The organism is Yinghuangia aomiensis (genome assembly GCF_039542225.1).
Lineage (GTDB): Bacteria > Actinomycetota > Actinomycetes > Streptomycetales > Streptomycetaceae > Yinghuangia > Yinghuangia aomiensis.
The window spans coordinates 36,392-50,243 of the sequence record NZ_BAABHS010000041.1 but is presented as its reverse complement, the minus strand read 5'-3'; the positions used below and the strand labels follow the sequence as shown (position 1 = coordinate 50,243).

Annotated in this window: 10 protein-coding genes; 6 read left to right on the top strand and 4 right to left on the bottom strand. The window is 68.6% G+C overall.

The genetic code is table 11. The annotated features are described in order from the left end of the window. Positions 1–18: 18 nt before the first annotated feature. Positions 19–870 (top strand): SDR family NAD(P)-dependent oxidoreductase, encoded by an 852-nt coding sequence (locus tag ABEA93_RS35975; RefSeq protein WP_345680149.1) that lies wholly within the window; start codon positions 19–21, stop codon positions 868–870. Positions 871–984: 114 nt separating this feature from the next. On the opposite strand, the gene ABEA93_RS35970 is transcribed toward ABEA93_RS35975, so the two are convergent. Next, positions 985–2,013, bottom strand: coding sequence for an amidohydrolase family protein (locus ABEA93_RS35970; protein ID WP_345680148.1), 1,029 nt, complete (start codon positions 2,011–2,013; stop codon positions 985–987). 1 nt (position 2,014) lies between these two features. Continuing rightward, positions 2,015–2,836 (bottom strand): SDR family NAD(P)-dependent oxidoreductase, encoded by an 822-nt coding sequence (locus ABEA93_RS35965; RefSeq protein WP_345680147.1) that lies wholly within the window; start codon positions 2,834–2,836, stop codon positions 2,015–2,017. 592 nt (positions 2,837–3,428) lie between these two features. Between ABEA93_RS35965 and ABEA93_RS35960 the strand changes: the two genes are divergently transcribed. From ABEA93_RS35960 to ABEA93_RS35950, 3 genes are all read left to right on the top strand, one after another. Beyond that, positions 3,429–5,036, top strand: a complete 1,608-nt coding sequence (locus ABEA93_RS35960; protein WP_345680146.1) for an ABC transporter substrate-binding protein — start codon at positions 3,429–3,431, stop codon at positions 5,034–5,036. Between the two features lie 238 nt (positions 5,037–5,274). Then, entirely contained in the window at positions 5,275–5,787 is a 513-nt protein-coding gene (locus ABEA93_RS35955) for a PAS domain-containing protein (protein ID WP_345680145.1), read from the top strand. Between the two features lie 102 nt (positions 5,788–5,889). Further along, on the top strand, positions 5,890–7,401 hold the full coding sequence (locus ABEA93_RS35950; RefSeq protein ID WP_345680144.1) for an ATP-binding SpoIIE family protein phosphatase: 1,512 nt from the start codon (positions 5,890–5,892) through the stop codon (positions 7,399–7,401). Between the two features lie 44 nt (positions 7,402–7,445). On the opposite strand, the gene ABEA93_RS35945 is transcribed toward ABEA93_RS35950, so the two are convergent. Next, positions 7,446–10,100 (bottom strand): family 78 glycoside hydrolase catalytic domain, encoded by a 2,655-nt coding sequence (locus ABEA93_RS35945; protein ID WP_345680143.1) that lies wholly within the window; start codon positions 10,098–10,100, stop codon positions 7,446–7,448. Between the two features lie 563 nt (positions 10,101–10,663). On the opposite strand from ABEA93_RS35945, the gene ABEA93_RS35940 reads away from it, so the two are divergent. Then, entirely contained in the window at positions 10,664–12,157 is a 1,494-nt protein-coding gene (locus ABEA93_RS35940; RefSeq protein WP_345680142.1) for an MFS transporter, read from the top strand. A gap of 42 nt (positions 12,158–12,199) precedes the next feature. Here the strand turns inward: ABEA93_RS35940 and ABEA93_RS35935 are convergent, their stop codons facing one another. Then, a complete protein-coding gene (locus tag ABEA93_RS35935; RefSeq protein WP_345680140.1) occupies positions 12,200–12,811 on the bottom strand; it encodes a TetR/AcrR family transcriptional regulator in 612 nt (203 codons plus the stop codon). Positions 12,812–12,867: 56 nt separating this feature from the next. Between ABEA93_RS35935 and ABEA93_RS35930 the strand changes: the two genes are divergently transcribed. After that, positions 12,868–13,815, top strand: coding sequence for an alpha/beta hydrolase (locus ABEA93_RS35930; protein WP_345680139.1), 948 nt, complete (start codon positions 12,868–12,870; stop codon positions 13,813–13,815). The last annotated feature ends 37 nt before the right edge of the window (positions 13,816–13,852 follow it).

Here is a 13,852-nt window from a genome sequence, read left to right as displayed (position 1 = left end):
CGGACGTGCGTAGGACGCGTGGCGCTCGTCACCGGCGCCAGCCGGGGCATCGGTCAGGGGCTGGCCGTGCGGCTCGCCGCCGAGGGCGCACTGGTCGCGGCCGTAGGCCGGACGGCCAAACCCGGTGACGGCAGCTATGCGGGATCCCTCGCGGAGACTGTCGACATGGCAGCCGCCGCAGGCGGGCAGGCTGTGGCCGTGGTCGCCGACATCGGCACCGCCCACGAACGACGGCGCGCGGTGCACGAAGCGGAGAAGCACTTCGGCAGGCCGGTGACCTTGCTCGTCAACAACGCCGCCGCCCCGCGGGCGTTCGACCTGCGCTTCGACGGGATGGAGGAAGATGCGTTCCGTGCGGCGATCGAAGTCAACGTCTGGGCTGCTTGGGACCTCGCCCGTCTGGTGATCCCCGGCATGCTCGGCGACGGTGCCGGCTGGATCCTCAATGTTTCCTCCGCGCAGGCCACGCCGCGGGTCGGGCCGCCGTACTCGGGCATCTCGTCGGGCGGGGCCTGCCTGTACGGCGGGACGAAGGCGATGATCGACCGCGTCACCAGCGGCGCCGCCATGGACCTTCACGGCTGCGGCATAGCGGTCAACAGTCTTGCCCCCGAAGCGGCGGTCGTCACGCCGCACGCCGTGTCGGCCGCCGATCTCCCGCCGGACAAGATCGAGCCGATGGAGACCTTCGTATCAGCCGCCTTGGCGTTGCTTACCGGCGACCCGGGCACGCTGACCGGCCGCATCGCCTACAGCCTGTCGCTGGTCAAGGAGCTCAGCGTCGAGGTGCGTTCGCTTGATGGTCGCACGCTGGTCGAGGGATGGCAGCCGACCGAAATCGACGCAAAGCGCCTACTCACACGCAGTTGACGCAAAGGTCCGACGACAAAAGGCTGGTGCACGGCTCAAACCGGCCGTGCACCAATCTCGTTCCCTGCGAGACGTCACGTGTGCGCTCTCGCCCCTGACGACGCCACGGCAATGTCAGCAGGAACGCCCGGTGATTCGGCGGAAGTTGCCGGAGCCGATTGCCTCTGCCTCGTCTGGAGTGAAGGGCAGCGCACGGAACGCAGCCAGCGACGCTTCCGTGCGCGTCGGCTGTGGCCGACTCCCGTCGACGTCGGGTTGCAGGAGTTCCGCCAGCACGTAGTTGCTCCCGTACAGGACGCGATCCGTGCCGAGGTCGCGCACGAACTCCACCAAGCGTTGCGGTGCTACGTGTCCGTCCGCGACCTCCAGCAACCGCAGCGACAAATCGGCCGCCACCCCGGGAAACCGCTGTGCGAGATCGACGACTTCGGCATCCGCCCCTTCGCCGAAGACGGGATTGTGGCCGCAGTGCGCAAAGATGATCTTCAGGCTGGGGAAGTCGCTCAATGCCTTCTCGAAGTACGCAGGCCGACTCGGCGCGCCCGCGTGACCGCTGGCCTCCGTCAGGACGGGTACTTCCTGGCGTGCACACCAGTCGAAGAGCGGCCTCAGACGCGGGTCATCGCCGCGTATGCGCATGTCCCGAGGAACGATTTTCACTCCCAGCGCCCCGTGCGCAACCCGCGCTTCCACTTCGGCCAGGAGCTGCTCTTCGCTCATCAGGACCGCGTCAACCCCGCAGAAGTACGAGAACTCGGGGTTTTCTCGCGCGACTTCCTGGGCCCATGCGTTGTTGTCGCTGATCCGCTGCACGATGCGGCACCGGAGTTCCGCGGCAGCGGCCGCATGCGCTTGGCCGTCAGGCAGGGCGAACTGGCCGTCCCGCCAATACTGACCGGACCACGTGAACATGAGAATGTTCGAGCGGCTCACGCCGTTCCTTCTCATGATGCCGCGCAGTTCGTCGACGGTCCCGTACGCCACCGGCTCGGCAGCGTGTCCGGAGCGCGGGTTCCGGCTGAGGAAATAGCCAAAGGCCTCACGGCCGTGGTCTTCGGAGCGCATCACATGCGTGTGGGCGTCGATGAGCTCCGGCCCGCCTTCGAGACCGCCGCCTGCCACGAAGGACTCGTTCGTCGCCATATCAAGCCTCCTGCGCGCGCGTCTCGAGGATGGTCCGCACGGCCTCGGATTCGAGGTTCATGCCGACGGGTGGACGGGCCGTGGTGTGGACGACGCCGCCGTCGGACACGACGGTGTGGCCGGTCATGTAGCCGGACAGGTCGGAAGCGAGGAACAGCGCGGCGCCGGCGGTCTCGTCCGCTTCTCCCAAGCGCCCCAGGATCGGTGCCGCAGCCGCCCGCCTGCGGAAGTCCGCCATGCCCTCGTTCGCGGGTGGGCCGGCGTTCGGGTTGACGTGAGTGCCCGGCACCACGCAGTTGACGCGGATCCCGTAGCGGGCGAGTTCCATCGACGCCGAGATGGTGAAGTGGGCCACGGCAGCCTTCGCGGCGCCGTACCCGCAGATGTTCGGGGCACCTACCAGCCCGCTGGAAGACCCGAAGTTGACGATGCGGCCGTCAGTACCGTCCTCGATCATGGCGAGCGCCTCTTCCTGGCACGCGATGAAGGCGGTCATGAAATTGAGGTCAAGTCGGGCGCGCATGTCGTCTTCGGTCATGTCCAGGAACGGTTTGACGCCTTGGACACCGCCCGGGTTGCCGACGACGTTCACCGCCGCGGTGAGTGGCCCAAGTTCCTCGCGCGCAGCGGCGATCAGTTCACGGACGTCCGCACGCCGCCGTGCGTCTGTATGCCGGTAGAGCGCCTCGCCCCCGGCGCCGCGGATCTCCTGGACGAGCGTTCCGCCCGCGTCATCGGCAATGTCGGCGACTGCCACCTTGCATCCCGCCTCCGCCAACCGGCGGGCGACAGAACGCCCGAGCCCCTGCGCGCCGCCCAGCACTACCGCCGTCCGGCCACGGAGCCCCAACAGATCCGACGTCGCATCCTTGCGCACAGCGTCTCCTCACGGCCCACCCCTCGCCTGACACTGAGACAGGTTCACCAAAAGGCGGACCTCCATTTGATTCTCCTTAATATCTATAAGAAAACCGGAAGGCAAGGCCCTGATGCGGCGGCCGCCCCACCGAACCTTGAAGATGTATGGCGTACGCAAATTTACCGGGCACCCTGCCCGTTGAGAGCCGCCTGGTTCGCCTCACCGCCCAAGCCTGGCCCCCGAAGTTGATTCACCCCAGATCATCGCTATTGCCCTCTTCTCCAGGGTGGATTTGAACGTTTCATGGCGCATGCTGAGACGCATCGACCGACGGTGATGTAACAGATTCGCGTCGGTGGCTGACTTCTCGGGGCGCTGCGCCTACCGTGACCGCACATCTCCGCGCGCAAAGACTGTCCCCACCCGCCTCGGCACGCCTCGCCGGCCTCTCACCGCACCAATTCCCCCTGCCAGAGGGGTGCTCCGTCAGGCGCAATCCACGCGGAACCACCACGATCGCCCAGTCGCCACATCTCGTTATCGGGAGGCACCGATCTTGTCTGCACGCAATTTTGTACGGCGTACACCCCGCAGTCTGCCGAGGCGCCGCAGCGCCGCCGTCGCCGGTCTCGCGGCCTTGGGCCTGGCGATCAGCGCCTGCGGGAGCGGCGACAACGGCAAAAGCGCGTCGGCCACCGCCAGTCAGGCGCCGGCGAAGTCCGGCGGCAAGGTGACCATGCTGGCGGTCCAGGACTCCGCCTCGCTCGATCCGTTCCGGGTGGTCAACTCGGCTTTGGCGGACGAACCGCGTATGGCGGCCCTGTACGACCCTCTGTTCTTCATCGATGCCACGTCGCGCAAGGTCAGGCCGCACCTCGGGGAGTCGCTGACCACGAACGACAACGGCGCCACGTGGACCATGAAGCTCCGCCCCGGAGTGGTCTTCAGCGACGGCTCGCCGTTCGACGCCGCGGCGGTCAAGCTCAACTACGACACGCAGGCGAACCCGGCGACCCGCTCGTCGCACATCGCGGTCGCCGCGGCCGTCAAGACTGACGTGGTCGACAACCTCACGCTGAAACTGACTCCGGTGGGCGCGCCGAATCCGAACCTGGATCGCGGCATCGCGACCGAACTGACCTACATCATGGCCCCGTCCGCGATCGCCAAGGGTCCGGAGAAGTACGGCTCGGAGCCGATCGGCGCCGGACCGTTCGTGCTGAAGAGCTGGACCCGCGGATCCGAGCAGGTATTCGAGCGGAACCCCACCTACTGGCAGAAGGACAAGGGTCTGCCCAAGCTCGACCAGATCACGATCAAGAGCATTCCGGACATCAAGCAGGAGTACAACACCGTCAAGTCGGGCCAAGCCGACCTGTTCATCAGCTCCGACGGCAAGGTCCTCGAACAGGCGAAGAAAGAGCTGAACCTCGCCGAGTCGGCGACCGACGGCGGCCAGATCATCCAGTTCAACCTGCGCAAGGCGCCGTTCGACGACGTGCGGGCACGGCGCGCCCTGACGCTCGCCCTGGATCCCGCGGACATCCCGAAGACGCTCAACAACGGGTATGTGCCCGCAAAGAGCTTCTTCAACGCCGACAGCCCGTTCGTCGATCCAGCGGTCAGCCAGCCAGCCCAGAACAAGGCGGAGGCCCAGCGGTTGTTCAACGAACTCGCCGCCGAGGGCAAGAAGGTGGACTTCACCTACCTCGTCCCGCAGAACCCGTCGTCCCTCGCGGTCGCGGAGTACATGGCAAGCCGGCTCAAGGAGTTCCAGAACGTCTCGATGCGCGTCGAAGCCGCGGAGATCGGCGCGTACATCGTCAAGTACGCGGTCCAGCGCGAGTTCCAGGCCACGCTCACCCAGATCTGGGCGGCCGACCCGGAACCGCTGCTGTTCGGCTACTGGTACTCGCAGAGCCCCTTCAACATCAGCGGATGGAACAGCCCCCGGGCCGACGCCGCCCTCGCGGCCGGCCGGGCGAGCACCGACCCGGCCGTCCGCAAGCAGGCCTACGCGGACCTCCAGAAGGCACTCGTCGCCGACGTCCCGCTCTGGTCGTACGCCGAGTCCTTGTGCGGCACGATCTACAGCGGCAAGGTCACCGGCGTCGAGAGCTACAACGCAGGCGTCATCTTCATGGACCGCCTCGGCCTGAAGTAGCCGATGAAGACCGGATGCGGGGTCGTGCCTTCGCCGAGCTGATGGGCCCGAACCTGCACTCGCTAGTGCCCGCGCGCTGCACCTCGGCGCGCGGGCACCCCGTCCGCGAACCCGGCTGACGGAGTCCGGGCCAGTCGATCCGCTTGCGACCAGGCTCGACCTGCAGGCCGGTCCGGAAAGAACCGATACTGGGAACCGCCGAAAGGTTTCCCGCGGGGGTCTTGAAGGCGGTCTCAGCGTGAATGGACAGAACCGAGTCGTCGCCGGGCTTGGCTTGCCCCCGGAGTGGGCCGAGGCTTTGGCCGCGGCCGTCTTCTCCCAAGAATCGATAGGGTTGGTGGTATTCGACGCCGACCTGCGTGTGATCGCCGCCAACACCACGGCGGAACTGTTTCAACATACCTCGGTCCGCTCGGGGGACAGCGCCGAGACAGTCTTCACCACCTTCGGGCTGGAGGCCGCGATACCGCTGCTACGCCAAGCGCTGGCAGCCGACACCCCGATCATCGGCCGACAGCCGTTCGCCGCCCGCGAGCCGAACGGCGGCCTGTTGCTGCTTCGAGTCGCCTTGTTCCGGGTCCCGCCCCGCGGCGGAACCGCGCTGGGCCTGCTGGTGACCCTCAACGACGTTACCGAGGAGGCCCACGCCGCAACCCGGAGCGCCCTCCTCCACGAAGCGTCGACCGCCATCGGTGCGTCGTTGAATGTCACGAAGACCGCACAACAGCTCGCCGACCTTGTCCTCCCATGATGGGCCGACCTCGCTGCCGTAGACCTCGCCGAAGCCGTCCTTGCCGGTGAGGAACCCGTACGGGATCCGGCAACTGGTTACACCCCCTCGGTCCGGGCGGCGGTGGCGCATATCGGGACATCGTGGCCTGCCGATCTCATCCCGGTCGGAGAGCGTGCGGAGGTTCCGCCCGAGAGCCCGGAAGCCCTGACGTTGGAGCGGGGCGCGACACTGTTGTCGCCCAAAGTGGACGCCGTACCCGACGACGGTCCGGAGCTGCTTCGGCGACTGCTGCCCAAGGGCGGGCACAGCCTTCTTGCGGTGCCGTTGTTCGCACGCGGACATCTCCTCGGCGCGGTACAGCTGTGGCGTACCGAACGCGCCGAGTCGTTCAACGAGGACGACGCCCGGCTCTTGGAGGAGGTCGGTTCCCGTGCCGCGCTCAGCGTCGACAATGCCCGCCGCTACACCCGCGAACGCCGCACCGCGCTGGCTCTGCAGCACAGCCTCTTGGCCGGCGCGGGCACCAGGACACCCGCCGCCGAGACGTTCGGCGCGTACCTGCCGACCGCCACCGCAGCCGGAATCGGCGGCGATTGGTACGACGTCATCCCGCTGTCTTCCCTCCGTGTGGCCTTGGTCATCGGCGACGTGGTCGGCCACGGCCTTGCCGCCAGCGGCACCATGGGCCGACTGCGCACCGCCGTTCAAGCCCTCGCCGACCTCGACCTGCCGCCAGACGAACTCCTCACCCACGTCGATGACCTCGTGCAACGCCTTCCCGGCGACCCCGACGCCACAGCGAGCATCACCGGAGCCACCTGCTTGTACGCCGAGTACGACCCCGCCTCCGGTCACTGCCGCATCGCCTCGGCCGGCCACCCACCACCGGCCGTCGTCGACGCGGACGGCCGCTCCCGATTCATCGACGTGGACCCCGGCCCACCCCTGGGCGTCGGCGGCATGCCCTTCGAAACAGCCGACGTCGCCTTGACCCCCGGCAGCGTCCTGGTGCTGTACAGCGATGGCCTGGTCACCGGCCCCGATCACGACCTCGACCGCGGCATGCGAAAACTCCTCGAGAACATCGACAAGACCGATGTCACCCACCGCGAACTCGAAGGGCCGGGACGCAACCTCCTCGATGCCATGGGCGGCGCTTCTCATGACGACGACACCACGCTGCTCCTCGCACGCGTACACCCCCTCCCGGCGGAAGACGTCGTCACATGGGACCTCCCGTCCGATCCGACCTGCGTCAAGCAAGCCCGCGAATTCGCCCTGCGGCAGCTGACCACGTGGGGCCTGGACGACCTCGCCTTCACCACCGAACTCGTCGTCAGCGAACTGGTCACCAACGCCTTCCGCTACGGCGGCCGAGGACCCATCGTCGTGCGGCTGATCCGTGGCGATGTGCTGGTCTGCGAGGTCTCGGACCTGAGCAACACGCAACCGCGGCTGCGCCGGGCCCGCAGCACCGACGAGGGCGGCCGCGGGCTGTTCCTTGTCGCCCAGCTCACCCATCGCTGGGGCAGCCGCTACCAGCAGACCGGCAAGACGATCTGGGCCGAACAAGCCATCACCAACGACACGAAGGTTGCCGGCGCCACGGCGTGGTCCGGTCTCACGGGCTGACCCGAAGGCTCCGAAATCCGACGAGGCGCCGACGGCGACCGACTTCATCGGAAGGTGTGGCTCCCCGGCCCCGGGGTCAGCCTGCGTCCATCCGGGAGGCGAATCTCGGCTTCTGTGCCCGGCGGGATCGTGACGTCGAGGACGAAGGCGCCGCCAGCCTCGATACGCCACGCCGAGGCGATCGGCCCATATGGTGATTCGAACTGCGCTTCGGCGCAGTCGAGGCCGCCTCCGGGGCGGGGTTCGATCACGAAACGCCTGTACCCCGCAGAATCCGGCCCGGGCTCCGCCGGCGACCGGATGCCGGCCACGTGCGTGTGGAGGAACGAGATGACCGCGCCCTTGCTGTAGTGGTTGAGCGAGGCGTGGGCCTTGCCCTCGGCGTCGATGCCGTGCCATTCCTCCCAAATCGTGGTGGCGCCGCGGTCGATCATCGTGAGCCACGACGGTTCGGTGTCCTGGAACAGCAGCTCGTAGGCGACGTCGAGATACCCGGTGTCCGCAAGTACCGGCAGCAGATAGGGAGTCGCCAGGAAGCCCGTGCTGACGTGGGTTCCGGCGTTGCGGATCAGGGCGACCAGCCGGGCAGCCGCGGCATCGCGGAGTTCGTCGGGGACGAGGCCGAACGCCAGGGCGCGGACGTACGTGGCCTGCGTGTCGGGGTTCATCCTCCCGTCGGGAGCCAGGTATTCGGCACGCCAGGCCCGCAGCGCGTTCTCGGCAAGCCGGGCGAAGCGTTCTGCGTCGTCGGCGTGGCCGGTCAGCTCGGAGATCCGGGCGAGCAACGCGGCGGAGCGGTGCAGGTAGGCGGTCGCGACCGCGCCCTGGTCGGCGGTGCGGAACGCATTAGGGTCGGCGCCGGGTTCGCACCACTCGCCCCAGTGGAAGCCCGCATCCCACAGGAACTCCTCGTGGGCGGCGGGCTCCGGGCGCGCGGCGACGCGGTCCGGGTGGCGGCGGGTCCGCGCGCGTTCGGCGGCGAACTCGACCCAGCGCACCATCATGGGCCGGAACTCGTGAAGGATGTCCGGGTCGCCGTAGACGCGGTACAGCTCCCACGGCACGATCACCGACGCGTCGCCCCACCCGGACGACCCGGCGAACTGGTCGAGCAGTTCCGCGGGCAGGTGCTGGACGGCCTTGCCGCCCGGGTCCGGGGCGAAGTTCGTCAGGCAGCCGTTGTCCCACTGGTCGACGGCCAAGTCGCGCAGCCACTTCACCGAGAAGCCCGCGACGTCGTACAGGAACGCCGCCGTCGGGACGTACAGCATCCAGTCGCCGGTCCAGCCCGCGCGCTCCCGCTGCGGGCAGTCGGTGGGGATGTCGCACGCGTTGCCGCGGAAGCTCCACTCCGCGATCTCGTGGAGCCGGTTGATCCGCCCCTCGGCGCAGCGGAAGGTACCGGTCCGCCGCAGGTCGCTGTGCACGACCACGCCGGTGACGTCCGCGATTCCCAGCGGGCAGCTTGCGCCTTCGACGCGGACGTATTGGAAGCCGTGGGTGGTGTGGCGGGGTTCGAAGACGCCGTCCGCGGTGTCCGAGCCGATGACGCGGTCGAGCTGCCCGGCGGGCAACGGCGCGCCGGTCTGGAACTCGACGCCGCGGAAGGCCTCCATATCCGCGTCCCCGTCCGCGGTGAGTGCTTCTGCGTGGCTGAGGGCGAGCGTCTCGCCCTGTCGCACGCGCGCCCGGACCCAGCCGTTGATGTTCTGTCCCAAGTCGATGATCTGCGCCCCGGAGGGCAGTGCGGCGACGGATTCCGGCCGGATCTCCTCGATCCGTCGGACCGGCGGTGCCGGCGACGCCGTGAGGCGGGTGAAGTCGGCGTACAGGCCCCCGTGCCCCTCGCTCGCCTTCGCCCACGATCCGTCGTCGAAGCCGGGCGACGACCAGCCAGGCCGGGCCCGGCGGAGGTCGTGGCTTTCTCCGTCCATGAGGTCGGCCGCGGTGATCTCGCCGGGCGCCGTGCGCCACGTCCCGTCGGTACCCAGCACGAAGACCGACGCGTCCTCGCCTTCCACATGCAACTGAGCCAGGAACGCCGTGCGTTCGCCGAAGCTGTCGGCGAGGCGCATGGCTCCCGTGCGGCCCCGGAACCAGCCGTCCGACACCAGGGCACCGATCGCGTTCGAGCCTTCGCGGAGAAGGTCGGTCACGTCGTAGGTCTGCACGTGCAGGATGTCGCGGTAGGCCGTGTACCCGGGCGTCAACTCCAGGTCACCGACACGGCGGCCGTTGAGGAACGCCTCGTAGATGCCGTGCGCGGTGGCGTACAGGCGGGCCCGGCGGACGCCCGCCGGCAGAGTGAAGTCCCGGCGCAGGTGGTACGCGGGCCGGTGTCCGGCCTCGGGCCGCGGGTCCGGTTCGTCGGGCTCGATCCACCGGGCTGTCCAATCCCCGGCGTCCAGGAGCCCCGTCTCCCACGAGGACGGCTCCGACCAGGCGCTCTCCCCCAGGTCCGTCCAGACCTTGACCTGCCACGAGACGCGCTGCCCGGATCCGATCTCGGGCCCCTCGTATCCGACGAGAACCGATGAATCCGACTCGACGCGTTCCGACTCCCAGGCATCGGTCCGTACGGCGTAGGCAACTTGCCGCTTCGCGCCCTCAGGGAGCCGCCATGACAGCCGCGGCCGCCGCATGTGGAGGCCCAACGGCGCTTCGAGGTGTTCAACGCGTAGACGGTCGGGGGCGTTCATGGTGCTCCTGGATTCGAGTGTCCTCTATCGGACGAGACGGGACGAAGGATCGCTCCGTTAGTCCACTCAACGTGGCGGCATCGGACGCGCCCAAACCATCATTGAAACGTTTCGAGCACGCGACGCTAGCCAAGGAAACAGAGTCGCGCAATGTTTTGTGGCTACGGCGGGGCGGACGCTGCCATCGCCCGACGCGCCAGGCCACCTCGCCCGCAAGCGACCTTCGGAGCGGGGCGCAGATCGATCCGGCTCGGCAGCCGGCAAAACAGCGTTCGCCGTACACAAAAGAGCACGCGGTGTCACCCCAGGCCATGCAGCCCACCTCGGCACGAATAGGCCACAGAAGCCGCCAGAGGACGCCTCCATCGGATCGTGACAAAAGTTCATGCGCACGAAACCTGGCGCCCCTCGGTTTTAACTTCTAGGCTCGCCCCACACCCGCCTTCGACAAGGCGCCGAGTGACATTCCCTATGAAACGATTCATAGCCCGATCCCCCGCCGCAAGGTCCGCGGCAGGCTTCCCGAACGCCCGGGAATGCCGGTAATGTCTTGGAGACCTGTTATGAGCACGACCGCCCCTCCGCTGGACCACACCGACCCGCCCGGCGCCGCGCCCCGCGGTCAGACGGAGCACCCCAAGGCGTACTACATCGTCCTGATGGTCGCCTTGGCCTGGCCGACTGTCGTGCTGTCGATGTCCGGGCTGCTGCTGGGCAACGCGCAGGGCTTGATCGCGCAGCATTTCCACACCACGCAGATCGCCTGGTTCACGCTGATCACGACCCTGGTGTCCACGATGAGCGTGCCCTTCCTGATCAAGGCCGCCGACATGTTCGGCAAGAAGCGGGTGATGGTCGTCGCGTCGGTGATCGGCGTGGTCGGCGAGACCCTCTGCGCGCTGGCCCCAAGCTGGGGGCTCATGCTGTCGGCGCGCTTCCTCGTCGGGATCTATGCGGTCGTGACCGCCTTGACGTACTCGATCGTGCGTGATGTGTTCCCCGCGAAATGGGTGGGCACCGCCACCGGTGTGGTGGCGACCAGCACCGGCCTCACCGCGCTCGCCGGGCCGTGGCTGTCCGGCTGGCTCCAGGACAACCACGGGTTCCGCGGCGTCCTGTGGTTCCTCGCCGTCAACAGCTTCGTCGCCCTGGTCCTTCTCGTCGTCTTCGTGCCGGAGAGCCCGCTGCGCGGCGCCCGCACCTCGTTCGACTGGATCGGCGGCCTGCTGCTCGGCGGCAGCGCCACCGCGCTGGTCTACGGCATCGGCAAGGGCAGCGAGTGGGGCTGGGCGGACGGGCGCACCCTGGCGTACCTGGCCGGAGGCGTGGTCGCGTTCCTCGCTTTCGTGGTCGTGGAGCGCCGGGTCGCGCACCCCTTGCTCCCCGTGCGCCTGCTGGCGGACCGCCGACTGCTCATGATCCTGCTCGCAAGTGGCGCCGGGGCCGGCGTGCTCTTCTCCGCCGGCACGATCAACCAGCTCCTGGCGCTCTACCCGAAGATTCCCGGCATGTCCGACGGCCTCGGCTACACCGCGACGGAGAATGCGGCGCTCGGCGTCCACTCCAGCATCCTGCTGCTGCTCTGCGGCTTCGGCGTCGGCTGGATCGCCAACCGGTGGAGCGCGAAGATCACGCTGGTGACGGGACTGGCTGTGGCGATCGTGGGGCTGCTGGTGACCCACAGCTACCACTACGAGAAGTGGCAGTTCATCGTGTTCGGACCGCTGTTCGCGGTCGGGATGGGCCTGGTCATCGCATCTGGACCGGTCCTCATCGTCGAAGCCGTGCGTGCCGAGGACCAGGCCACCGTCAACGGTGTCAACAGCCTGATCGGCGGAGTGCTGAGCGCGATCTCCACCCAAGTCATCTTCTCGGTCCTCAACGACCGCGCCAACGTCGTCCAGGGCACCTCGCTCTACACCGACGGCGGCTACAAGGCCGCCTACACGGCCGCCGCCGCGATGCTGGCAGCCGCCCTCCTCCTGGCCCTCTTCATCCCCAAGGTGCGCAACGCCGCCGCGGCCGCCGCCGACAGCCCGGTCGCAACCCCTCGCTGAACAACCGGCCGGGACCGAGGCCGATGCCCTGGTCCCGGCCCGTCAGCGCTCCGGAGAACCGGTGATCATCGTGACCAGCGCGCCAACCACTTCGGCCATGTCGACGGACGGATCGATCAACCACTGCAGCTGGACACCGTCCACCGCCGCCACGAGCAATTGCGCCAGAACCGCGGCGTCGATGTCGTCCCGGGCCTGGCCGTTCTCCTGCATCACCGCCACGCCGGTGCGGATCGCGGCCCGCAGCTGCTCGTAGCGGCGGGCGAAGTACGGTCCCGCCGGATGTCCGGGCTCGGGGGCGGCCGCGGTCATCGCCACATACAGCCGCACCAGGCCGGGGACGCCCATGTTGTGCCGCACCGTGCGGACGATCGCCTCCAGCGAGTCCGCGGCCCCCTCCGCGGCCGCGGTCGACTCCTGGTCCCGCTCGTCGATGACGGCGAGGAACAGCTCTTCCCGAGAGCCGAAGTAGTGCAGCACTCCGGTGTCGGTGAGCCCGACCCGCTCGGCGATCGCCCGCAGCGAGGCCTTCCGGTCCCCCTCGGAGGCGAAGACCTCGAGCGCGGTCTCGAGGATCTGCGCACGACGAGCCACGCCCTTGGGATACGGCTTCTGCGTCTTACGGCCGCCGACCGCCTGCTTGTCACCTGTCACCCGACGAACGTACCCAACATCGCATGCCGGCCTCGCCCGGTCGCCGAGGAGGAACGATGCCCAGCAACGCGTTCACGCTCATGGAAGGCATCATCCGGGCGGGGAAGGCGAATCCCCCCCTCGACCGCGAATCCGAGCGCCGTGCCACCGCGGAACAGGCGGCGACATACCGCCCCCTGCCCGGTGTGCGCGACGAGCCGGCCACGGCGCTGCGGGACGGCTCCTACCTCATGACACCCGACAACCCGCGCGACGACCTGGTGATCCTGTACATCCACGGCGGCGGTTTCACCTCGGGGACGGCGGGCATCTGCCGCGCGCTCGGCGCGCATCTTGCTCTCGGTACCGGTGCGCGGGTTGTCCTTCCGGAGTATCGCCTGGCCCCGGAGAACCCCTACCCGGCCGCACTCGACGACTGCGAAGCGGCCTTCGCTTACGCGGCGACGCTCGCGCCTCGCGTCGTCGTGGCTGGTGAGTCGGCCGGGGCCAACCTCGCCATGGGGGTGCTGCTCAGGCGCGCGGGTGCAGGCGACGAGCGGGCTGTCGCCGGAGTGCTCTACGCCGGCGTCTTCGACCAGCGCAAGGAACGCTACATCTCGGGGAGTTGGCTGGAGCGGGCGGAAACGGACCCGGTGCTCGGGGATGCGGACGACTCCATGAGCACGCTCTACCTCAAGGGACAGCGAGCCGACGACCCGCTGGTGTCCCCCGTCCTGGCCGATCTCCGGGGGCTTCCGCCGCTGTTCATCCAAGCCTCCAGCGCGGAGCGGCTCCTCGACGACTCGCTCGAACTGGCGGCACGCGCGGCCCGCGCGGGCGTCCACGTCGAGATGCAGGTCTGGCCGCAGATGACCCACGCGTGGCAGCTCGCCGCCGGTTTCGTGCCCGAGGCCACCGAAGCCGCGGAGCGCGCGGCGTCGTTCGTCAACCGCGTCGCGGAGGGCCGCGTCGTGGACGGCGCGGCTCTGCTCGGCGGCCCCGCATCGCTCGACGAGGTGCGGTGAACCTTGCCGATCCGGCCGGAGCCGGGCCCCGCCGACC

Bases quoted from the DNA above. Each gene is read 5' to 3' on its own strand.
- ABEA93_RS35970 (WP_345680148.1), bottom strand. From the start codon at position 2,013: ATGGCGACGAACGAGTCCTTCGTGGCAGGCGGCGGTCTCGAAGGCGGG.
- ABEA93_RS35945 (WP_345680143.1), bottom strand. From the start codon at position 10,100: ATGAACGCCCCCGACCGTCTACGCGTTGAACACCTCGAAGCGCCGTTG.
- ABEA93_RS35940 (WP_345680142.1), top strand. From the start codon at position 10,664: ATGAGCACGACCGCCCCTCCGCTGGACCACACCGACCCGCCCGGCGCC.
- ABEA93_RS35930 (WP_345680139.1), top strand. From the start codon at position 12,868: ATGCCCAGCAACGCGTTCACGCTCATGGAAGGCATCATCCGGGCGGGG.